At 42.3% G+C, this 21,365-nt stretch carries 19 protein-coding genes and 2 pseudogenes; 9 read left to right on the top strand and 12 right to left on the bottom strand.

The window, feature by feature from the left end; all coding sequences use genetic code 11:
• Nucleotides 1-234 precede the first annotated feature (234 nt).
• The 10 genes and pseudogenes from AC3IT7_RS15510 to AC3IT7_RS15465 all read right to left on the bottom strand — a co-directional run bounded on the left by AC3IT7_RS15510 (nt 235) and on the right by AC3IT7_RS15465 (nt 10,878).
• Nucleotides 235-507: a hypothetical protein gene (locus AC3IT7_RS15510; protein WP_489250035.1), complete on the bottom strand. Its 273-nt coding sequence runs from the start codon at nt 505-507 to the stop codon at nt 235-237.
• A complete protein-coding gene (locus AC3IT7_RS15505; RefSeq protein ID WP_489250034.1) occupies nt 504-2,063 on the bottom strand; it encodes a PepSY-associated TM helix domain-containing protein in 1,560 nt (519 codons plus the stop codon). The genes AC3IT7_RS15510 and AC3IT7_RS15505 overlap by 4 nt, the downstream gene beginning before the upstream one ends.
• 3 nt (nt 2,064-2,066) lie before the next feature.
• A complete protein-coding gene (locus tag AC3IT7_RS15500) occupies nt 2,067-2,345 on the bottom strand; it encodes a hypothetical protein (protein ID WP_489248536.1) in 279 nt (92 codons plus the stop codon).
• Nucleotides 2,346-2,388: 43 nt separating this feature from the next.
• A complete protein-coding gene (locus tag AC3IT7_RS15495) occupies nt 2,389-3,000 on the bottom strand; it encodes a DUF4198 domain-containing protein (protein WP_489248535.1) in 612 nt (203 codons plus the stop codon).
• A 71-nt stretch (nt 3,001-3,071) separates the two neighbouring features.
• On the bottom strand, nt 3,072-5,228 hold the full coding sequence (locus tag AC3IT7_RS15490) for a TonB-dependent siderophore receptor (RefSeq protein ID WP_489250033.1): 2,157 nt from the start codon (nt 5,226-5,228) through the stop codon (nt 3,072-3,074).
• 306 nt (nt 5,229-5,534) lie between these two features.
• Nucleotides 5,535-5,945 (bottom strand): annotated as a pseudogene (locus tag AC3IT7_RS15485) (transposase family protein); the annotation flags it as partial.
• A 103-nt stretch (nt 5,946-6,048) separates the two neighbouring features.
• Entirely contained in the window at nt 6,049-7,149 is a 1,101-nt protein-coding gene (locus AC3IT7_RS15480) for an ABC transporter permease (RefSeq protein WP_005093772.1), read from the bottom strand.
• Nucleotides 7,146-8,276 carry an ABC transporter permease gene (locus AC3IT7_RS15475; RefSeq protein ID WP_004733131.1) on the bottom strand — a complete coding sequence of 377 codons (1,131 nt, stop codon included), beginning with the start codon at nt 8,274-8,276 and terminating at the stop codon, nt 7,146-7,148. Before AC3IT7_RS15475 ends, AC3IT7_RS15480 begins: the two co-directional genes overlap by 4 nt.
• Nucleotides 8,276-9,406, bottom strand: a complete 1,131-nt coding sequence (locus tag AC3IT7_RS15470; protein WP_489250032.1) for an HlyD family secretion protein — start codon at nt 9,404-9,406, stop codon at nt 8,276-8,278. Before AC3IT7_RS15470 ends, AC3IT7_RS15475 begins: the two co-directional genes overlap by 1 nt.
• Nucleotides 9,407-9,417: 11 nt before the next feature.
• Nucleotides 9,418-10,878 carry a TolC family protein gene (locus AC3IT7_RS15465; protein ID WP_005093777.1) on the bottom strand — a complete coding sequence of 487 codons (1,461 nt, stop codon included), beginning with the start codon at nt 10,876-10,878 and terminating at the stop codon, nt 9,418-9,420.
• A 232-nt stretch (nt 10,879-11,110) separates the two neighbouring features.
• Here AC3IT7_RS15465 and AC3IT7_RS15460 point away from each other — a divergent pair, with 232 nt between their 5' ends.
• From AC3IT7_RS15460 to bioD, 7 genes are all read left to right on the top strand, one after another.
• Complete coding sequence (locus AC3IT7_RS15460) at nt 11,111-11,980, top strand: IS982 family transposase (protein ID WP_489250053.1); 870 nt, start codon at nt 11,111-11,113, stop codon at nt 11,978-11,980.
• A 147-nt stretch (nt 11,981-12,127) separates the two neighbouring features.
• Nucleotides 12,128-13,117: a biotin synthase BioB gene (gene bioB, locus AC3IT7_RS15455; protein ID WP_004733127.1), complete on the top strand. Its 990-nt coding sequence runs from the start codon at nt 12,128-12,130 to the stop codon at nt 13,115-13,117.
• Between the two features lie 65 nt (nt 13,118-13,182).
• Nucleotides 13,183-13,893, top strand: a complete 711-nt coding sequence (locus AC3IT7_RS15450) for an alpha/beta hydrolase family protein (protein ID WP_004282161.1) — start codon at nt 13,183-13,185, stop codon at nt 13,891-13,893.
• A gap of 88 nt (nt 13,894-13,981) precedes the next feature.
• Nucleotides 13,982-15,262, top strand: coding sequence for an adenosylmethionine--8-amino-7-oxononanoate transaminase (gene bioA / locus AC3IT7_RS15445; RefSeq protein WP_489250031.1), 1,281 nt, complete (start codon nt 13,982-13,984; stop codon nt 15,260-15,262).
• Complete coding sequence (locus AC3IT7_RS15440) at nt 15,259-16,428, top strand: 8-amino-7-oxononanoate synthase (protein ID WP_004282158.1); 1,170 nt, start codon at nt 15,259-15,261, stop codon at nt 16,426-16,428. Before bioA ends, AC3IT7_RS15440 begins: the two co-directional genes overlap by 4 nt.
• Nucleotides 16,395-17,180 carry a malonyl-ACP O-methyltransferase BioC gene (gene bioC / locus AC3IT7_RS15435; RefSeq protein ID WP_004282156.1) on the top strand — a complete coding sequence of 262 codons (786 nt, stop codon included), beginning with the start codon at nt 16,395-16,397 and terminating at the stop codon, nt 17,178-17,180. Before AC3IT7_RS15440 ends, bioC begins: the two co-directional genes overlap by 34 nt.
• On the top strand, nt 17,177-17,842 hold the full coding sequence (gene bioD / locus AC3IT7_RS15430) for a dethiobiotin synthase (protein WP_004282154.1): 666 nt from the start codon (nt 17,177-17,179) through the stop codon (nt 17,840-17,842). Before bioC ends, bioD begins: the two co-directional genes overlap by 4 nt.
• A gap of 421 nt (nt 17,843-18,263) precedes the next feature.
• Here bioD and AC3IT7_RS15425 read toward each other — a convergent pair whose 3' ends face one another.
• Nucleotides 18,264-18,605 carry a histidine kinase dimerization/phospho-acceptor domain-containing protein gene (locus AC3IT7_RS15425; protein ID WP_004282152.1) on the bottom strand — a complete coding sequence of 114 codons (342 nt, stop codon included), beginning with the start codon at nt 18,603-18,605 and terminating at the stop codon, nt 18,264-18,266.
• Nucleotides 18,606-18,794: 189 nt separating this feature from the next.
• Complete coding sequence (locus AC3IT7_RS15420) at nt 18,795-19,040, bottom strand: hypothetical protein (RefSeq protein ID WP_004282150.1); 246 nt, start codon at nt 19,038-19,040, stop codon at nt 18,795-18,797.
• A 309-nt stretch (nt 19,041-19,349) separates the two neighbouring features.
• Here AC3IT7_RS15420 and AC3IT7_RS15415 point away from each other — a divergent pair.
• Nucleotides 19,350-19,469: pseudogene (locus tag AC3IT7_RS15415) on the top strand (IS5/IS1182 family transposase); the annotation flags it as partial.
• Between the two features lie 224 nt (nt 19,470-19,693).
• Nucleotides 19,694-21,358 (top strand): L-lactate permease, encoded by a 1,665-nt coding sequence (gene lldP / locus AC3IT7_RS15410; protein WP_489250030.1) that lies wholly within the window; start codon nt 19,694-19,696, stop codon nt 21,356-21,358.
• The last annotated feature ends 7 nt before the right edge of the window (nt 21,359-21,365 follow it).

Raw genomic sequence — 21,365 nt, 5'->3', positions numbered from 1 at the left:
AATTGATTATTTTATCGGTGACCCTCACCGTAATATAAGTATTGGATGAAGTGAAAAAGAATCCTACCTACCAAATACCTACCAATTTAAATTTCTGATTCTAGCCAAAATAATAAATCTGAAATATTTAAAAGTAGGTTGGCAAGGTTTAGCAGATACTGGGTAGATTGGTTCAATAGAGGGCATGTAAGTAGCGCACTAGGCTGTTTACTACTTTCTGATTTTAAATAAATACTAAAATACTTTATTCATTTTTAAGATAAAGATAAAAAGTACGGGGCTTAGAAATACCCATAGAGCCACAAAGCTGATACTGTAGCTAAACCGGGTCCGTAATAAAACCATTACGACGAATAAGAAAATACCCGCAGCGAATTTAGTGTACGTAGGAAAATTCGCTAAAAAAGCGTACCGAGATTTTCGGGTTTTTAGGATCTGCTTTGCACTTACCGCATAAAAACCAAAACAGCTTAGCCATAAAAGCCCCATGATTGCGATCCATATCATATGGAAGACTCCTGCTGCGCAGATTTTAGTTTGGCCTGAATTTTCCGGATCGCCTTTTGTTGGATAGGGGTAATTTTCTGGTGTAAAAATAGGGCGAGAAGTGTCAAGATCCACAACATCAGATCAATACTCAGAAACGGCCAATAAGTTGCAAAAGAATTAATATACTGATGAGAAACTAAATAATAAATATCAATAAGGGGAAGTGTAAAGGCAGCACAAATCAGAAGTTTAAGCTGAATTTTCCATAAATATTGCTGCGGTGTTAAACATGCCAGAATGAAACTACCCAACCAAATACTGAAAAAGCTATAAATCTCATAATTTGGTGCACCTGCTGGGATGCTAATTAAACGATTCGCATAGAGATATCCCAGCATGGCAAGCGGCAAGCCAAGTATCATGGTGATATTCAAGCGGTTCACCAAATAGTGTCCGAGATGAAAATGCTCTGATTTTTTCTGTATCTGGCGTTTCAGACTCCACAGCAGCAGACCGGAGGCAATCATGGCACAGCCCAATATGCCAGAAAAAAATAGTCCTAAACGTAATATGGGCTCGGCAAAACGTGCCATATGCAAGCCATATATGCCGGCATTGAGTGTGGCAATTGCACTTTCATTTCGTGTACTTTCAAGTAATTTTCCGGTAGCCGCATTTAAAATAAGCTGTGCCTGATTTCGGGTAATGGAATGATCTTGGAGTTGGGTTAAGGTCATTTGGGCCAGCTGGGTATTGGGCTGCTTGACCGTGATATTGTCAAATTCTGCATGTCCCCAGTGTTGCTGTGCCGTGGTGATAAAATGTTGAATTGGTAGCATCTGGGTTTTCACCTGTACCACAGGCTTTGCTGATATATTGACCGTGCGAATTTCTTCAAAATATTGAAAGGGATTGTCTGGATAAAGTTTTTTCATACCGGAAGGCAGCACGATATAAAAGAAAATCGCCAACCCGGTAAATGTCATGGTCAAAAAGAACGGCAGGGCAATCACTGAACTGACATTATGAAAATCCAGATAAGAGCGCTGTCCTTTAAAGGCTCTTAGGGTAAAAAAGTCTGTCAGGATTTTTTTATGGGTAATGATTCCTGAAATCAGAGTCAATAACATGATAAAGGCAGCAATCGTCACAATCAGCCGACCAATGGTGTAGGGCATACCATAGAGCTGAAAATGAAAATTATAGAAAAAATCTCCCCCTTGTGTGGCTGAAAGCTGTAATTCTTTTCCTGTCGAAGCATTCAGGGTTTTGACTTCATAGCCACCATCCGCTTTTTGCCAGTAGACTTTATTCACCGGTGAGTCTTGATTGGCGACTCCGATATACCAGTTTTGGGCGTCCGGTGCATGCTGCTGTAAATAGCTGTAAGCAGATTTTAAGGCAGTTTCCTGATTGACTTGCATTGTGGCAAATTCAGGCTGCATCCATAGACTGATTTCATGTCGGTAATAGGTGACCGCGCCTGTTAAAAAAATCGCAAAGAGTAACCAGCCAAAGCTTAAACCCAGCCATGAATGTAACCATGCCATGGATTGACGGACAGATTTATGCATGGTTTAACCTATGAAGCGAGAGATAGTAAATAAGCTAAGGAAAGGAATCAGGCTATAGATAGAAAGCTTTTTTAAACTTTGGATACAGAAGATGCCAATCACAAAACAGACATAAAAAATCAGGGCAGTAAAAGCGGCCAAATAGACGGATTCTGCTTTGGGCAGAAAAGCCTGTAGAAAGTAAGCCAGATCGAGTGCGATCAAATAACTGCACAAGTAGCCCATCCCAAAGCTCATGCCTAAGCGATAGAGAATGGCGAGTGGTTGCATTACAGAAATCATATTTGGCCTTGAATAAATCTATACTGATGAAAATCTAAAAAACTTAATGAACAAAACTTAAGGTGGTGACCAGATACTGTTTTTTATAGGCCTGCTGATTCAATTTTCCTACCTTGTCTGCTTCTTTGCCGACTTCAATGACATATTGACCTTTCCATGGCGTGGCAATGGTAATCTGGCCTTGGCTGTTGGTGGTGTATTTCTTTAGCCAGAATTGCGGAGAAAAGACCGTGACTTCAGCATCCACAGCAGGTTTACCCTGATACAGCACCGTAAATGTATTGCTATTGATTTGGGTCGGGACAATATCCAGTTCGGACTCAGCTTGCAGGTTCTGTCTACCTGCTTTGGCATGATAGGTCAGCAATGATTCGGCATAGACCAATTCATGACTGAGCTGGACATCGGTCTGGCCTTGGGTCGTATAGAGCAAATGATCCTGTTGCATTTGAGGACTAAAGGTTTTTCTAGACTGAATGGCCTTTGCCTGATTAAAAGACTTCAAAGCACCTTGCTGCGTTTCTTTAAGCTGTTCACTATATTCACCAAAGAACGCATGAGTCTGCTGATTTGTACCACGTTCCAGCCAAAGCATATGCGCCTGAGCTGAAAGTGTCATAGACAGTCCAAGGGTCAAAGCGATCATTTTTTTCATTTGTTTTACCTGTTTTTGTGTATGTAGTGATGATTTAGCCCTGAACATGTCATCAAGGCTAAGCTTGAAAATCAGTATTTAAATTTCACGGCAACGCTGTAATTCGCTGGTGCACTATAAAAACCTTGCTGATTGGGGAAATTGAACAGATATTTTTCATTGGTCAGGTTATTACCATTGGCTTGCAAGGTCATATGCTCATTCAGCTCATAGCTGGCCATTAAGTTCACGAGCGCATAAGCATCCTGCTCAATGATTCCAGCTTTCTGGGTAATCACTCCATTGGCGGTTGCTTCAGGCACATCTAGATAGGTTTGATCCTGCCATTGCACACCAAGGCCCAGTTTCAGTTTTGGAAGTTGCGGCACCTGATAGGTCGTTAAAAGATTAAAAGACTGGGTTGGATTGAAGGTACGCGCATCACCGCCATTGATCAGATCTTTCAGGCTAAACTGGGTATAACCAAAGCTTAAGTTTAAATAGTCGCTCAGTTGTCCCGCCAAGCCGAACTCGTAGCCTTGGGAACGCAGGTCACTGACCTGAGTCTTGCGTAAAGTCGGAATACCATCAGAATCACGAAGCGGATAATTACTTTGCTCCGTTCTGAACACGGCCATGGTGGCGGTAAGCTTGTCATCTAGCCAAGAGCTTTTCACTCCGACTTCATAGCTTTCACCTTCGATCGGTTTGTTAAGGCTGCCATCCATTGCCTTGGTGGTTTGCGGACGGAAAATGGAGGTATAACTCAGATAACCTGTATATTCAGGGCTAAAGTTATAGGTCAGACCGGCATAGGGTAAAACTTTATCTTCATCATAAATGGTGTCGGTCCCATAACTGCTACCACTGCTCTCAGCCTGAACATAATTGGCACCTAAAAGAAGTTTCAGATCATCATTCAGATGCAGTCGGGTTGCAGCATAAAGACTTTGGTTCTTCTGCCGGATATGCATTTCACCACTGGTTTTCGACATATCCCAGCTTGGTTCTTCGGGTGTAAAGCTGGCTAAATCTGTCGTCAGTGGATTGGCAAAGCTGCCAGCATAACCCAATTCATCCAGACTATTCTTGGCCCAGACATAGCCCAATGAGGCTTCATGGCGTTGCCCCCAAAGCGGATAGGTGCCGCTAAAACTCAGGCTGGCTTGTTGTTCTTTATTGTCATCAATATACATGCCTGGGTAGAGGAAGATACCTGAAGTGCTATTTGCACCGGGGTTACCCAATAGGAACAAAAGTTTTGAATCCCGCTGAGTCTGTTTTTCATCATAAGTCAGTTTGGCTGTCCAGTCGCCACCCAGTTTTTGCTCAAGCTCGGCAAAGTAACTTTTAATATTACTATTCCAGTAAGTCCAGTTCGGGCTGTAATTATAATTTCGTGAGTAACTGAGCTGCTCACCTTCAGTATTAATCAGTGGGTTAGACCCCCAATTGACACCATTCGGCTTGTGATTGGTTTCGGTATAGCCAGCAGTCAAAAGAGTTGTGTCAGTTACATCTGCCTCCACAACAGCACCTATGCCATTTTTTTCTAGTTCATAACGATCCAGATAACTGTCGCCTGTTTGTTGATAGCCAAATACACGACCTCTGACTTTTCCATCTTGGGTGAGAGGAGAAGATACATCTGCTTCATAGCGCTGCGTATTCCATGAGCCATAACTGGCATTAAAGGCTGCTTGCCGTTCCTGAGTAGGGCGTTTGCGAATCATATTAATAGTTGCGCCAGGATCGCCAATTCCATTATTTAAGGCATTCGCGCCTTTGACCACTTCTACACGGTCAAACAAAAAACTGTCTGGATTATCATTATTATAATTATAGCCTTCGAGTGGAATACCAACGCCATCGACTAAAACATTCGAAATCTCGAAACCTCGTGCAAGGTACGAGGTCCGTTCCGTTTCCTGATTGCTGACGATAATGCCAGGGGTATTGCGCAGTACATCCCGTGTATTATCCAAAGCAAAGTCATCCAGCTGCTGGCGGGTAAGGACATTGACTGTTTGCGGCGTTTCCTTGAGTAGAATATTCAGTTTTGAGGCGGTTGACGAGTTTTGGATAATATAGGCTTTACTCTGTTCAGAGCTGAGCTCACTCTGTTCTGATTCCGCTGTAACGGTAATCGTCGGTAATTGCTGAGTATCATCGGCAAAACTTTGTTGTGTAACTAAAATCGAAAAACTGAGTAAAGATAGTTTAAATGATGAAGGAACGGTAGAAGACATTTTAGTTAATGTAAATGATAATAATTATCACTAATGTTATTGTTTAAATATTTTAAAAGCAATCTTAAATTCAACAGGAAATATGAATGAAAAATGGGTTAATGATAGGTAAATTTCCAAATAAAACTTTAATGTAAGGATAGGGAGCAATAAATATCACTATTAAAAAGATGTTATTACCTTACCTTTGTGCTCCTGAACGGCTTTGCTGCACTAATACCTAACACTTTGATTTTATTATATTTATTTTTTATTAAAGTTTTATAAGACCCTTAAAAATCAGTATCTTGAAAAATATTTATGCAATAAAGCCACGAAGAGATAAAGCTTATCCTGTGCTGTTTGCATCTCAGCGATGTCGATATGAAAGTAACAATTGAAGCGCTTCCTGACAGGGCGATCACCTTGTACCTTAGGCAGTCATGAAATACCATGCCGCTGCAAGCAGCGGTGTAACGACGAGCGTGTCAGATAAGGAATACTCGGCTGCAATGCATAAAGGCAATCGTCTAGCGGCAACAAAGTGCGTTTTCGAAAAGCAACAATTGCCGCCTCATCTTCAGGCGATAACACGCTTGAGCGAGGATTCTTTGGCCCGGTTGTAAGATCATCTACTGAAGTACGTTTCTTCCATTTTGCGACGGTCTTTTGATTGATGCCGTAACGCTTGGCTAGCGTTCTTAAGCTCTCTTGACTATTTTGTATTGCTCGACGCACTGTCTATGTCGTTGTGACGCTTCTGTGTAGAACTTGTCCCATAGTGCTTCCTTTCATTTCTCTAAGAATGTTGCACCATTAAAATCTGGGACTAAACATCTAGCTAGAAAGTTCCACAGTTTGAAATTAAACGTCGATAAGCCAAAAAAAAGCACAAGCTACCGATCATTCCAAGATAGAGCAGTTTAGGCAAGATCAGTGTTGTAGGCACACCCATCTGATTGAGTTGAATAAACGTCTGCACAATTTGGGTAGAGGGCAGGATTTCGCCAACGACTTGCATCCAGGTGGGCATGGCAGCATGCGGCCAGGCCGCACCAGATAAAAAGAACAGTGGAATAGAAGTGAATACAATCACATGACCCGCACGTTCCGGCAGATCCAGAAAACTGGCAAATAGGCAGGTCATGCCAATTATCGTGTAGATAAAAACCGCAACAGCCAGCAGCATCCCGAGCAGGTTGCCACCACGTGGATAATCAAATAGCCAGAAGCTAAAGCCGAATAAATAGAAACATCCCAGACAACCAATGGTGAAGACCGCTAAACACATCCCAATCAATGCATTTGTGTTTAATTCTATTTTTCTTTCCCGATATACCAAAATCAGCATACTCAAACCCAAAAGAATGGTTTGGTGGATAATTAAAGGTGCAACCGCAGGAAAGACATAGCTGCCATAGCCGGACAGCGGATTAAATAAAGGAATTTGATGCACAGAAAGAGCAGGTGAAAAATCCGAGACCTTGCTAAAGCGTTCAGTATAGTCTGCCAAAGTTTGCTCAACTGATGTAGCTAAGCCCAGACCAATTTGTTTGGTCACTAAAAAGTTGGCAGTGCTTAAATACAGTCCAATTCCGCCTGTTTCACCATGCCTTAAGCTTTGCGATAAATTGTCCGGTAGTAACAAGATACCATCGGCTTTTTGAGATTCAACCCATTGTTTGGCTTCGGCAAAATTGCCGGTAATCGCCTCAATTTCCACATTGGGGCTTTGTGCCACCTGACCAATAATACGGGTGCTTAAGTTACTTTGTTCTTCATCGACAATAATAATGGGTAAGGCTTCAGCCTGCTGTGCCTGATAAGCGGTTGGATAAAAAAAGCTGTAAAATAAGACGGATAGAATAAGCGTGGTAAAGATCGTGCCGTGACTGACAATATCCTTGAAGCTTTGCAGATAGTAAAACCAGAGGGATTTCATTGGACTGCTCCTTTAGCTATTTTTTTAAGAAACAGATAAGCCAGCAGAGCGTAGACTAGGGCATAGATCAGCAGCATTAATCCAGCTTGCAGTGAAATATGCAATGGACTACCAATCACCCATTGTTCAGTTTGTAATTTGGCATAGGGCGTAAACGGAATAATATTGGACCAAAACTGGGTGAATAGGGGCGCATTATTTAAAGGGAGGGTCACACCGGCAAAACTTAAAGATGAACCGCCATAGACCGCAATGATGCCGAAAGATTTACTTAAATCTTTGGTTGCCAGAACCACTGCACTGCTTAAAAATGCATAAGCGCTATACAGCAGAAATTGCGCCAATAGAATCAGGCTGAGCGAGCCGGCAACAAACCAGCCGCGAATTTCAATCAGCCAGAACATCCAGATCCAGGTCCATAGACTAAAAATAGCCACATAGACCAGATTTTTAGACAGCAATGCCATCCAGATGGACGAGTTGCTGATCCAGCTTGTTAAGGTCTGTCGCTTCAGTTCCTGACCGACGGAAAATGCCACACAACAACACAGCAGTAAATGCAGAATTGCCGGAATGACATAGGGTTCCAGATAGAATTCATAATTCAGTTGTGGATTATACAGCGGCGATATTTTGATATGCGGCGACGGTGCTTCGAGAGAAGGCAGCCGGTTGCCCAGATATTGCTGTCCGCCAAATTCAGCCAGTGCTTGTAGGGTACTGACCAGCATGGCAGAGGAGATGGTATTTCCGATACTGAAATAACTCTGGTTAAAGGCAATACTGATGTCAGCATCCTGGGCACGAACCAGACGTTGCTCGGCACCGCTTGGAATATGGATATAACCCCAAATTTTATTTTGATTTAACAGGCGCTCAATTTCAGCTGTTTGTTCCGACACCGTAGCAATTTTAAGAGTATGATTCAGCGCCACATGCTGATAAATGCTTTGACTCAGCGCACTCTGGTCTTGATCAATAATCGCAATCGGTAAATGATCCGGTTTCCCTTGAGCAAACATGCTGCTGAATAAAATAATCACCAGTGCAGGTGCCAGCGTGACCAGACACAGATCCCATTTTTCTCGGAGCAGATAGCGCAGTTCGCGCCATATACCCGTCCACATTATCGGGCCTCTTTCAGTTTAAATAACACGCTCATCCCAACTTTCAGTTCAGGAATCGCTGGTGCGGGCACAAGATGCAGCTTAAAACTTCGCACATCATAACCGCCGGTTTGGCGTGTGGTCTTAATGGTGGCAAATTCACCTTCAGCACTGATCTGCTTGATTTGAAAAGTGGCGGTTTTATCTAGGGCGGGAATATAACCTTCAATACTGCTCATTTTCTGAAATGGGGCATATTGGTCTTCACGAATATTCAGGCTCACCCACATTTGATCTTCAATCAGGCTGACCACAGGGACTGCGGTGGCTACCAGCTCCGAGACTTTTCCATAGGTTTTAGACACCGTTCCGTTTACAGGTGCTACTAATTGGGTTTCTGCCTCTAATGCATTGGCTTCATCCAGCGCAGCCTGGGCAATATCTACTTGTGCATCGGCAGAACTCTTTTGCTGCGAGGTGCTGCCACGTTTGGCACGTGCGTATTGCTGATACGCTGCTTCTGTCATTTGTGCCGCTGATTGACTGGCTGCATACAATTCATCACGGCGCTGGCGTGAAATCACACCTTCCTTAAATAAATTTGCACCACGCTCATAAGAAACTTTGGTTAAATTTTGCTGTGCTTTCAGCGATTGCCAGTTGGCATACAGGCTGGCGATATTTTCTTCCTGCGAGCCACGTTCAGCAGTCGATTGTAAGGCCAGCGCAGATTGCAAAGCCGCTACAGCTTGCTGTTTTTTGGCCTGAATTTCCGGGCTGTTTAAGCGCACCAGCACATCGCCTTTTTTGACCTGCTGACCTTCTGCTACATAAATTTCTTCAATACGGCTTGGCACTTTGGTCGCCACCTGAACCGTTTCAGCTTCTACACGACCCTGCAATTCAAGCGGAGCGGGTTGATAGCTTTTCCATAATCCAAAAGCGATGACTGCCAGCAGAACTGGAATCAGGGCGAGCAATAAATATTTTTTCTTTTTGGAGATTTCAGGAGCTTGTTCATGCTCGGTGGAAGTCGTCGCGTTATTTTCTATTTCAGTTTTTGTTTCTACCTGTTGTGCAGGCGATTTTTCTGTATCGCTGGATGAAGCCGCTTCATTCACAGGATCATTGGATTTTTGATCTTCGTTCATGTTCGGCTCCATTAGCGAATAGAGTGGGTGTTGGTATGTTGGATGTAGTTCGGAAATTCTGCAATCGAGCCATGGCTTTGTAATAGGGTGGCCAGTGACATCACATATTTGTAGGCATTCAAGGCAGTTTCAGCTCGTAGTCCGCTCAGCATATTTTGTGCATCGATGACCTGTGTGGCGGTGCCCATATCTTCTTTAAAAGACAATTCTTGGATGCGTAAATTTTCCTGTGCGGCTTTCAAGTTTTGTGCCAGAAGCGCATCACTTTGCTGTGCGCTGAGTGCTTCGCTATAAGATTTATAGATCAAATTTTCAATTTCTTGCTGGGTGCGTGCAGTGAGTAATTCTGTAGCAGAGCGTTTGAGTTCGGCAGCCTGAATATTTTTGTTTTTATCAATTCCGGAAAACAGGTTATAACGTGCGGCAACTCCGACAATCCAGTTTTCATTTTGATCCAGACTATATTCACCAAAAGCAAAAACATTCGGTTTTTTTGCCGCTTGCTGGGCTTTGACATTGGCTTGGGCCAATTGGGTATCCAGCTGCATTTTTTGAATCAACGCAGAGTTCTGACTAAAAGTTTTTAGCAGATGATTTAAGGCCTGTGGCTCGGTTTTATTGACAAATAAAGGCGTCGAAAGTTCGGTGATGCTACTTTCCTGAAGCAGATTATTCAGCTGGAACAGCGCAGCATTCAAATTGGCTTGTGTGTTTTGCTGGCTGCGTTCGGCATTATTACGTGCCACTTCAAATTGCATGCGCTGGCCTTTACTGATAAAACCTTGCTGTTCCATCTTTAAGGCGTTGCGATAATGCTGCTGCATGGCATTCAAGTTAAACAGTGCTGCTGCATGCAGTTGCTTTTGGAGCTGGACATTGAAATAACTTTGAATCAGTTCAAAACGCTGCGTATCTTGCTGCTGTTTGTTGCTGAGCTGACTACGACCTACTTGAATATTGGCGATTTCTTTGGCGCTGCTTGTCAGTCCACCGGTATAAAGCGGCATCATGACTGAAACCGTCGGGCGAATCACCTGATCATCCAGCACGACATGCGAACTATCAGGAATTAAGCCAACTCCATTTTGAATAGGTTGTCTTAAACTATTTTTTAGCGGGTCAGCCAGATCACCTAAGTTCAGTTCATCAATTCTATTATTGACACCATCCGTTAAGGATTGCTCTAAATTATTTTTTAATGCACCTAAAGGCAGATCGAGTTCATTATGAAAGGCATACGCACGAACATTCAGATCGACACGCGGCAGACCTACGCCTTTTACTGCTTCAGCTTCAAGTTTTGAAGCCTGCTCCAGACTTTGATAGGCTTGGCTGCTATAAGAGTTTTGCAACAACTGACGTTCAGCGTCCTGAAAGCTGATGCTCTGCGCATGAGCAAAGCTGCCATACATCATCGATGCAAGCAGATTTAACCCCCAGACAAGCTGTCTTTTATTTTTCTTTAAGTTCATAAAGTCGCTAAACTGATTTAAAGTCGGTAATGTTATCCGGCTAGTATAAATCAAAGGTATGCAGATAGAACTAGTGTAAAGTTATAGTATTGTTTCTTGTACATTTGTCTATAAAAAAGGAAGCTTATGCATCCTTAATTAACCCGAATCGCGGATAAGAAATTGACTTGAAAAATAAGAGGACTAGAGCCATCAGTTGAGTTACCACACCAAACTCACAACTCTCGTCCTGATGTTCAATAGTACCGAATTATTCTGCGTAATTGATGATTTTTTTCTTAAATTTGAATCAACTTATTGGGAGTTTCTCAAACAAAACCGTGGTTCCTTAAGAATCAGAACTGCTCAACTTACAATTTCAGAAATCTGCTTTATTGCCATTTGGTACAAATGCTCTCATTTCAATAATTTCAAAGCCTTTTTCAGCTGGTTAAAAGAAGATAAAAGCCATTTATTTAAGTACTTGCCTTGCTATCAAAGGATGATTCATCTGATCAATATGCATGAATTAGCTCTACACGCTTTACATGTGGCACTGATGAAAGGCCAAGGTACACAATATTTATGGATTGATTCAACAACTCTGCCAGTTTGTAAAAATCAACGTATTCAGCATCATAAATCATTAGTCCAAATTGCATCACGTGGTAGAAGCTCAATGGGCTGGTTTTATGGCTATAAATTACATATTGCGATGAATCAATTTGGTGAAATTGCCTGTTCTGCTTTATCGAATGGACATGTTGCTGACATAAAAATGGTTGAGCAATTGGTTGCTGGTGTAGAAGCAAAACTTTACGGGGATCGAGGTTACATCAGCCAAGAATTAAAAATTAGATTGAAACATCAAGGTATTGATTTAATTATTTATCATCGAAAGAATATGCAGGCTATTCAACTTTGTGCATCAGATGAATATCACCTAAGACAACGCAATAAAATAGAAACATTATTCAGCTTATTGAAGGGGCAATACAATTTAGTGACGAGTAAAGCACGAAGTCTTCATGGATTTCTGAGTGGAATTTACGCCTCACTATGTGCATATCAATTAACCCATCGAAATAAGCCAACAATTCAAATTAAGGAATCATCGGCTTAAGCAGGATTCGAGTTAAATAAGCTTTCAAAATAGCTTGATACACTAAAGCTATTTTAAGCAGGCAATGAATATGAAAGAAAACGCTAAAGAAAAATAAAAAAAACAGCGTATGATTTACTCAATGGAATTTTAGATGATGCAGACAAGATGATCCGTAATGATTGGTCACGTGCCGAAATACAAGAAATTTATGACTTGCCTTTAATGGATTTACTGTTTCAGGCACAGCAAATTCATCGCCAAAACTTTGAACCGAATACTGTTCAGGTCAGTACTCTGCTTTCAATTAAAACGGGCCGTTGTCCGGAAGATTGTAAATACTGTTCGCAATCTGCACATTATGATACTGATCTGGAAATTGAAAAACGCGTAGAAGTACAAAAGGCGATTGCTGAAGCCAAACAGGCCAAAGCTTCCGGTTCGACCCGTTTTTGCATGGGCGCAGCATGGCGTAACCCGCATGAACGCGATATGCCGTATGTGCTGGAATTGGTGCAGGAAGTCAAGAAACTGGGCATGGAAACCTGTATGACCCTAGGGATGCTGAATGCCTCACAGGCGGAACGTCTGAAAGATGCAGGGCTAGATTATTACAACCACAACCTTGATACCTCACGTGAATATTATGCCAATGTCATCAGTACACGTAGCTTTGATGACCGCTTAAATACGCTTGATCATGTGCGTAATGCCGGAATTAATGTCTGTAGTGGCGGTATTGTCGGCTTGGGCGAAGGCGTACAAGACCGAGTCGGTTTGTTATTTGAACTAGCGACTATGCCGATTCACCCGGGTTCGGTGCCCATAAATATGCTGGTTCCTATTGAAGGCACACCACTGGCCGATGTTGAAAAACTGGATGTGATTGACTGGATTCGTACTATTGCGGTAGCACGGATTATTATGCCGAAGAGTTATATCCGCTTGTCGGCAGGTCGTGAATCTCTCTCTGACTCTGATCAGGCACTGGCATTTATGGCTGGAGCTAACTCATTATTTTCAGGTGATAAATTGCTTACTGCCCCGAACAGTGGTGAAGGTAAAGACAAAGTCTTGTTTGCTAAATTAGGCTTAAAAGCTGAAGCTGCCAAGAAAACAGCTAAAGAATTGGCTGTAGATGCGATGCAACCTGCTTAATTAATCGTGTAACAAACAGGGATCATTTCAACTTGAATTGGTCCCTTTTTATTGGAGCAGACAAAATGAAGATACTGATGATTACGGGTTGGGGGCTAGGAACAGCGGTCTTAACCCCGTTTGTAGAACAGTTACGGCAGCAGCATCAAGTTGAAGTATGGGATATTTTTGATCCTAACGTGGAAAGTATTTTGGCCGAAAAAGTCAGGCAGGCGAGTTCTATTGATGTCTTGATGGGATGGTCTTTGGGTGGACAGTTGGCACTTTTGCTGGCTAATGAAATCCAGCAACAACTGAAAATTGCCAAGCCAGTGATTTGCTGTATGTCAAATCCCTGTTTCGTGGCCAACGAAGCATGGCCACAGGCAATGCCAGTTGAACAATATACACAATTTAAATCCTCCATACTGGCTGATCCAAAACGCGGGATGCAGCGCTTCTGTACCTTGGTCACTTTAGCTGGCGCAGCAGCGCGTGAACGTGCAAAATTATTGCACCAACAGTTAAATAGTATTGATTTAAACTATCAGGTTAAGCATCTTTATCTATTGCAGCAATTAAATCTAGTGGATATCTTAAAAAATCATTCAGTCAAGATGCTATTTATATTTTCCGAGAATGATATGTTGGTTCCTTACAAAGTTAGTCAAGAATCTGTGTTTTTAACAACCCAAAATCTGAATTTGGTAAAAATACAGGGCACGCACGATGCCATCCTTTTTGATACCAAGTTACTCGTTGAGCCAATTTTAAAATTTTTAGCCGATCTGGCTTAAGCAAAAAGAGATTGGTAGCTCTTGACGTTTCATTTTCAGATTTAACGCGCTAAGATCAGTTTTAGTTTTAATAATTGGGGTAAATTCTGTGCAGGACGCTTTTGATCAACAGCATATTTGGCATCCTTATACCTCCATGACACAACCCTTGCCATGTTACAAAGTTAAAGCTGCACATGGTGCAGTCATTGAACTTGAAGATGGTACCGAGCTGATTGATGGCATGTCGTCCTGGTGGTGCACAATTCACGGTTATAATCATTCTGAACTCAATCAGGCCGTAACAAAACAATTAGAGTCGATGTCACATATCATGTTTGGTGGTTTGACTCATCAGCCTGCGATTGATGTGTCTAAACTGCTACTCGAGATCACGGCGCCTGAACTGGATAAAATTTTCTTTGCCGATTCCGGCTCGGTCGCGGTTGAGGTGGCGTTGAAAATGGCTGTGCAATATTGGAATGCACGTCAGCAACCACAAAAAACTAACTTTGTTACCACACGCTCTGGCTATCATGGCGACACCTGGAATGCCATGTCGGTTTGTGATCCTGTAACTGGTATGCATCAAATTTTTGGTTCGAGTTTGCCGAACCGTTTATTTGTTCCGGCACCTCAAAGCCGTTTTGATGGGGCATGGCAACCCGAAGATATACAGCCACTTGAGCGCATACTGGCACTGCAGCATCAGCAGATTGCTGCCATGATCATCGAGCCGATTGTGCAAGGTGCAGGGGGGATGCGTTTCTATCATCCAGAATATTTAAAGCAAGCTAAGTTGTTGTGTGAAAAGTACGATGTACTGCTGATTTTAGATGAAATTGCCACCGGTTTTGGCCGCACTGGAAAACTATTTGCTTATGAACACGCTCAGGTCACACCAGACATTATGTGTATCGGTAAGGCATTGACTGGTGGTTATATGACCCTGTCAGCGACCTTAACCACTCGCCATGTAGCAGAGACGATTTCAAGTGGTGAAGCGGGTGTGTTTATGCATGGCCCAACTTTTATGGCTAATCCGTTGGCCTGCGCGGTCGCATTGAAAAGTACCCAGCTGTTACTGGCTCAAGACTGGCAGACGCGTATTCAACAGATTGAAAGTACACTAGGACAATATTTACTGGATTTAAAATCCTTGGCACAAGTCAAAGATGTGCGTGTCCTCGGCGCAATTGGCGTGGTTGAGCTACATCAAACTGTTGATTTGGCTCGTTTTCAGGCTGAATGTGTATGCCGTGGCGTCTGGATTCGTCCTTTTGACAGTCTAGTCTATGTCATGCCGCCATATGTAATTTCAACACAGCAACTTGAAACTTTATTAAAGCATATGCGGGAGATGATTCAGCAGATAGAGGCAGTAGCATGAACCATCTTGAGCATTTCCAGCAGCAGCTAGATGACTTGAAACAGCAAGGGCAATATCGCCAGTTTAAGTCCAATATTTCTAGCCAGCCACGATTGCAACTCAATGGTCAAGAGATGCTGAATTTGGCATCCAACGACTATTTAGGTCTGGCATCCAACTTAACGCTACGTGAGGAATTTTTTGACCTCACGCCCATGTCTGAGCGACATATGAGTTCAAGCTCTTCACGTTTACTGACGGGAAACTTTCCCAATTTTGAACAACTTGAAGCACAGATGTCACAGGCTTTTGGACGTTCAGTACTGCTGTTTAATAGTGGTTATCACATGAATATCGGGATTCTTCCTGCGCTCAGTAATGCTAAAACCATGATCATTGCTGACAAACTGGTACATGCCAGTATTATCGACGGGATTCGTTTATCTAAAGCTGGCTATGTGCGTTACCGCCATAATGACCTGCAGCATTTGACTCAGTTTTTAGAAAAATATCAGTCAGATGAATCTATCCAGCGCATCATTGTGGTAACTGAATCAATTTTCAGTATGGATGGGGATGAAACAAATTTAGCTGCTTTGGTGGCATTAAAACAGCAGTTTGCAAAAGTCATGCTCTATGTCGATGAGGCACATGCAATTGGTGTGCGCGGTGAACGTGGATTGGGCTGCGCAGAACAGTATCAAGTATTGGACCAGATTGATTTCCTGGTCGGTACCTTTGGCAAGGCTTTGGCTTCAGTTGGTGGTTATCTGGTCTGTGCGCCAGTGATTCGTGACTATCTGATTAATAGCATGCGACCTTTAATTTTTAGTACCGCCCAGCCGCCACTATGTATGGCCTGGACTAGATTTATTTTTCAGAAGGTACAGCAGCTTCAGGCGGGACGAGTACATTTGGCAGCATTGGCTGTACGCTGTCAGCAGGGCATTCAAGACTTGGGATATCACTGTCCGTCAACCTCGCAAATTGTGCCGGTACTGATTGGTGAGGCAAAACGCACCATTCAGGCGGCTGAAATTATGCAACAGCAGGGATTTTATGTGCTACCAGTACGTCCGCCAACGGTTCCTGCCAACACCTCCAGACTCAGAATCTGCCTGAATCAGAACATTTCTGCGGATGAGCTGGACGCATGTCTGCAGGTGCTGAGGAATTTGCCGCGATGAACAGCAAACAGATTGCCCAGCGTTTTGCTCAGGCAAATCTCAGTTATGAGCAGCATGCGCTGGTACAAAGTGCCGTAGCGGCAGAGTTGATGCAGTTCATGCAGCAGCATGTAGCACAACCACATTTGCAACGGGTATTGGAAATTGGCTGCGGTTCAGGGTTTTTTACCCGGCTTTTTATGCAGTATTACAGCTTTGATCATTTATTTTTAAATGATCTATATGCCGAAGTGAAGCAGCATTTCCCGGAAGATGATCGGCTTTTGTGGGGGATTGGTAATATTGAAACCTTGCCACTGCCGCAGTCTCTGGACATGGTGCTGTCGTGTTCTGCATTGCAATGGATCTCGGATTTAAAAGCATTGTTGCTCAACATTGCGCAGGCCTTAAATCCCTCTGGGCATCTGTGTTTTGCCAGTTATACGGACAATAATTTAAAGGAAATTAAGGCACTGACCGGACAAGGCTTGGATTATCTGCCTTTAGCGGAGGTCTGTGAACTGCTTGAATCCTTAGGCTTTGACATTCTGCTGCAGACAGAAGAACAGATGACCTTGCATTTTGAGCATCCGAAACAGGTGTTACAGCATATCAAAGCCACTGGTGTACAGGCGACGGCACAGGGGTTTCGGTGGACAAAATCGTCCTTACAGGATTTTTATACCGGCTATCAACAATTCCAAGACCCTGAAAGCAAACAGTATGCACTGACCTATCATCCGGTTTATGTCATTGCACGGAAGACAGCATGAGCGCACAGATTTATTTTGTCAGCGGCATTGATACCGCAATTGGTAAAACCTTTACTACTGGTTTTCTGGCCAAAAATTGGAATGAGCAGGGCATTCGTACCATAACCCAAAAGCTGATCCAGACCGGAAATGTCGATATATCAGAAGATATCGAACAGCATCGTGCAATTATGGGTTGTGGACTGTTACCGGAAGACCAGCAAAAACTGACCATGCCGGAAATTTTTACGTATCCGGCTTCACCGCATCTTGCTGCGCGACTGGATGGGCGAGCCATTAACTTTGAACAGATTCATCAGGCTACCGAACAGCTGGCTGCGGCCTACGACTGTATTTTGCTGGAAGGTGCCGGTGGTCTGATGGTGCCCTTAACCGAAGAGTTCCTGACTATTGATTATATTCAGACACATAATTATCCGGTGATTCTCGTCACTTCAGGGCGTTTAGGCAGTATTAATCATACCTTACTGAGTCTTGAGTTGTTAAAACTCCGCGGGGTTCAATTATATGCCATTGCTTTTAATCATGCAGATAACTCCAAAGATCCCTTGATCGCTGAAGATACCATTGCTTATTTAAAACAGTATTTGCAGCGTGATTTTGCTGATACGACATGGGTTGATATTCCAGCTTTAAATTTAGCCCTGTCTTCTCATAAGTAAGTGATCCGCTTGCAGCGAGGCTGATGTGAATGCTTAAATATTGAGGTTGCGCCACTGTAAATTGAATCTGATAGCCATATTTGTTTAACACCATTTTCATCAAATATAAGTCTAGCCCATGCCCATTTTGCTAGGGAGATTTATGCCAGAAACGCTGTCCCAATTATGCATATCTTCAACCTTTGATTATCATTATGAATGATCAGCACACATGCAGCATAGCAATTGAAATGGTGTTTGCCTGTGCATGCAATAGAGCATTGTTAAGTAGGTTTTTAAAGACGGTATCTAGTTCAAAATCGGGTAGGGCAACTCGGGTCAGGCTCGGTCAGTCAATTGTTAAACTGGGTTCAATTTCCGGATAAAGCGACTGTAAATCGGCAATCACCTGAGTCAGGAGCCGTGGAATTTCAATACTGTACTAGATATCACTCAGTACTTGATCGGTAGATGAAAGTGCTAGAAGCTGTTCCAGTAGCTGGGTACATCGGCGGATACCAAGGTGTACCTGCTGCAAGCTCTGTTGCAATTTGGGCGAGCTTGCCTGTTGTTCTGCCATCAGTTGTGCAAGCTGAATATGAGTTTTGATCGCGGTTAAAGGACTACGCAATTCATGGGCGGCGTATGAACTAAATACTTTTTCATTTTCCGGATTTTGATGCAGTTTATGTATTAAGTGCTTAGAGTTTTGAGCAAAGGACTGTACCTTGGAAGGCATTACTTTGGCATCTAAGGTTTTTAAATAGTGAGTAGCATCATTCACTGATAAATTTGGCTGACTTAAAAGGTTGAAACTTCATCTAAGGCTTTAAGCTCTCGACGAATAATCAAAACGATTAAGTCTATACATAGCAATAAAGACAAAATTATTGGTATTAATACCGATTATAAAATCTTTTTGAGCAATTATCCACGTAGGAACATCCGCTCTGCTACCACCACTTGAATATCCTCACGACGTAACACATAACTGAGCCTCACCTTGTTGCTTTGTACTAAAGCCAACTACTTGGTGGCTTAAATCTTTCGGTGCACCTCGGGTTTTTGCTACCACATGCTGAACGACACTGACGTCAGAGCCAAATAAAGACACTTTATAGGCAATCAACTGCTCTTGATTGGTGGAATGAAGTTGTTGGGCTAGTACATTTTCATCCAAGTTTTGCATCGGCAGTTGTTGAGTCAATCGAGCGACCATTGGATGGCTGAATCAAACCAAATTGATGTATTTCCTTGACTGAGCAAGGCTTTATTGTAGGTAGATCAACTGGTTGTACGATAGATCTTGGGTGCAGACCTCTTCATTTAGAAATTATATTCCCCAAGAAGCTTTCAGTGGTAGGTTTGTGCAACAAAGCCTCTTGCAAATAAAGGCTATCAAGGGATTTATACATTGTATCCAAATAGTTTATGGCCATTAAAAGCAAAAAAGCACTAAAAACCAGATCTCGAGCTAAAACTTTATAACCAAGAAATCAATAAAAGAAGAATTGGGATTGAACAGGTATTTGGAACTTTGAAAACCTTCAAAATCCTTGCCGAGCGATATCGCAACCCTGGCAAAAGACTAGGATTAAGATTTAATTTAATTGTGGGAATCTATAATTTTGAGCTGAGTAAAAAGTGAATTATGAAAGAAATCTAATATATAAAATTTTAAGAGATTATAAAAATTGGTCATACCAAAAAATAAATTAAATCTTTTATATTGTGTTTTTGGGCTAATATTACTAATATCGCCAATACAAAATGCACATTTTATCTCTTAAACACTAAATTGGTCATACCAATTTAGTGTTTAAGTACAATAAACTGTTCAATCTAGTAGTTAAGCATTTCAAGGAGTAGACAATGCTTCAACAGTGGCAACAAATTTATGATCCTATAGGCAATATCTGGATTTCGAGTGCTATTGCGCTAGTTCCAATTATTTTCTTTTTTTTAGCGTTAGCTATTTTTCGCATGAAGGGTAGTGTAGCCGCTACAATTACCGTTTTTTTAGCCTTTCTGGTCTCATTATTTTTATACAAAATGCCAATTGGAATGGCATTAGCATCAATGGTCTATGGATTCTTCTACGGCCTGTGGCCAATTGCATGGATTATTATCGGTGCAGTTTTTATATATAAGATTTCAGTAAAAACAGGACAGTTTGATGTTATTCGTTCGTCTATTCTGTCAATTACAGAAGATCAACGTCTGCAAATGCTATTAGTTGGGTTTGCTTTTGGTACGTTTTTAGAAGGTGCGGCAGGTTTTGGTGCGCCCGTCGCAATTACTGCGGCACTGTTGGTGGGACTCGGCTTTAAGCCTTTATATGCGGCTGGGCTATGCCTGATAGTTAATACTGCACCTGTTGCTTTTGGTGCAATGGGAATTCCGATCATTGTCGCTGGGCAGGTTTCAGGTGTTGACACCATGGAAATCAGTCAAATGGTTGGTCGTCAGTTACCCTTTATGGTGCCAATTGTATTGATCTGGATCATGGCAATCATGGATGGTTGGCGTGGGGTTAAAGAAACTTGGCCTGCTATTTTAGTTGCCAGCTTATCTTTTTCTTTAGCGCAATATCTAACATCAAATTTTGTTGGGCCTGAGTTACCCGATATCACTGCTGCAATTGCATCATTAATCAGTTTAACTATCTTACTTAAGTATTGGAAACCAAAACATATTTTTCTTTTTGAGGACAAAAATATACAGGTAGATGAAACTATTATCAAGCAAGCTCGTAAACAATATAGTGTGGCACAGATAGCCAAAGCCTGGTCTCCATTTCTGATACTTACAGCAATGGTGACGATCTGGAGCATCAAACCTTTTAAAGATTTATTTGTTAAGGACGGCCCATTAAGTGATTTAGTAGTTTCAATTAAAGTGCCGTATTTGCATCAATTGATTCAAAAGCTACCACCTGTCGTGCCTGAAATTAAAGATTATGATGCGATTTATAAGTTTGATTGGTTATCAGCAACGGGTACGGCGATTATATTGGCGGCATTGATCACGATTATTTATATAAACATGAAACCTAAAGAGGCAGTTTCGACATTCTTTGAAACCGTGAATGAACTAAAAACCCCAATTTATTCGATTGGTATGGTACTGGCTTTTGCGTTCATTGCAAACTATTCAGGTCTGTCAGCAACGCTTGCTTTAGCACTGGCACATACGGGTCAGGCTTTCACCTTCTTCTCACCATTCTTGGGTTGGGTTGGAGTGTTTCTTACAGGTTCAGATACTTCAGCTAACGCATTGTTTTCAGCGTTACAAGCAACTACAGCACAGCAAATCGGTGTGCCTGAAGTCTTGTTAGTTGCTGCCAATACCAGTGGTGGAGTAACAGGTAAGATGATTTCCCCTCAATCAATCGCGATTGCTTGTGCAGCAGTGGGTTTAGTTGGTAAAGAATCTGATTTATTTAGATTTACAGTAAAACACAGCATTATCTTTACGGTGATGATTGGTATTATTGTGACCTTACAAGCTTATGTTTTCCCGTGGATGATTCCGTAAACGGGTC

The organism is Acinetobacter sp. KH_038, from assembly GCF_057839405.1.
The sequence above is the reverse complement of the archived record's forward strand: the minus strand, read 5'-3'. Positions and strand labels throughout refer to the sequence as shown.

Excerpts from the sequence above, each read along its gene's own strand:
- lldP (WP_489250030.1), top strand. The coding sequence starts at position 19,694 with ATGCTTCAACAGTGGCAACAAATTTATGATCCTATAGGCAATATCTGG.
- AC3IT7_RS15495 (WP_489248535.1), bottom strand. The coding sequence starts at position 3,000 with ATGAAAAAAATGATCGCTTTGACCCTTGGACTGTCTATGACACTTTCA.
- bioD (WP_004282154.1), top strand. The coding sequence starts at position 17,177 with ATGAGCGCACAGATTTATTTTGTCAGCGGCATTGATACCGCAATTGGT.
- bioB (WP_004733127.1), top strand. The coding sequence starts at position 12,128 with ATGATCCGTAATGATTGGTCACGTGCCGAAATACAAGAAATTTATGAC.
- AC3IT7_RS15505 (WP_489250034.1), bottom strand. The coding sequence starts at position 2,063 with ATGCATAAATCTGTCCGTCAATCCATGGCATGGTTACATTCATGGCTG.
- AC3IT7_RS15475 (WP_004733131.1), bottom strand. The coding sequence starts at position 8,276 with ATGTGGACGGGTATATGGCGCGAACTGCGCTATCTGCTCCGAGAAAAA.
- AC3IT7_RS15420 (WP_004282150.1), bottom strand. The coding sequence starts at position 19,040 with ATGGTCGCTCGATTGACTCAACAACTGCCGATGCAAAACTTGGATGAA.
- AC3IT7_RS15460 (WP_489250053.1), top strand. The coding sequence starts at position 11,111 with ATGTTCAATAGTACCGAATTATTCTGCGTAATTGATGATTTTTTTCTT.
- AC3IT7_RS15470 (WP_489250032.1), bottom strand. The coding sequence starts at position 9,406 with ATGAACGAAGATCAAAAATCCAATGATCCTGTGAATGAAGCGGCTTCA.
- AC3IT7_RS15440 (WP_004282158.1), top strand. The coding sequence starts at position 15,259 with ATGAACCATCTTGAGCATTTCCAGCAGCAGCTAGATGACTTGAAACAG.
- AC3IT7_RS15480 (WP_005093772.1), bottom strand. The coding sequence starts at position 7,149 with ATGAAATCCCTCTGGTTTTACTATCTGCAAAGCTTCAAGGATATTGTC.
- bioC (WP_004282156.1), top strand. The coding sequence starts at position 16,395 with ATGTCTGCAGGTGCTGAGGAATTTGCCGCGATGAACAGCAAACAGATT.
- AC3IT7_RS15465 (WP_005093777.1), bottom strand. The coding sequence starts at position 10,878 with ATGAACTTAAAGAAAAATAAAAGACAGCTTGTCTGGGGGTTAAATCTG.
- AC3IT7_RS15450 (WP_004282161.1), top strand. The coding sequence starts at position 13,183 with ATGAAGATACTGATGATTACGGGTTGGGGGCTAGGAACAGCGGTCTTA.
- AC3IT7_RS15510 (WP_489250035.1), bottom strand. The coding sequence starts at position 507 with ATGATATGGATCGCAATCATGGGGCTTTTATGGCTAAGCTGTTTTGGT.
- AC3IT7_RS15500 (WP_489248536.1), bottom strand. The coding sequence starts at position 2,345 with ATGATTTCTGTAATGCAACCACTCGCCATTCTCTATCGCTTAGGCATG.
- AC3IT7_RS15490 (WP_489250033.1), bottom strand. The coding sequence starts at position 5,228 with ATGTCTTCTACCGTTCCTTCATCATTTAAACTATCTTTACTCAGTTTT.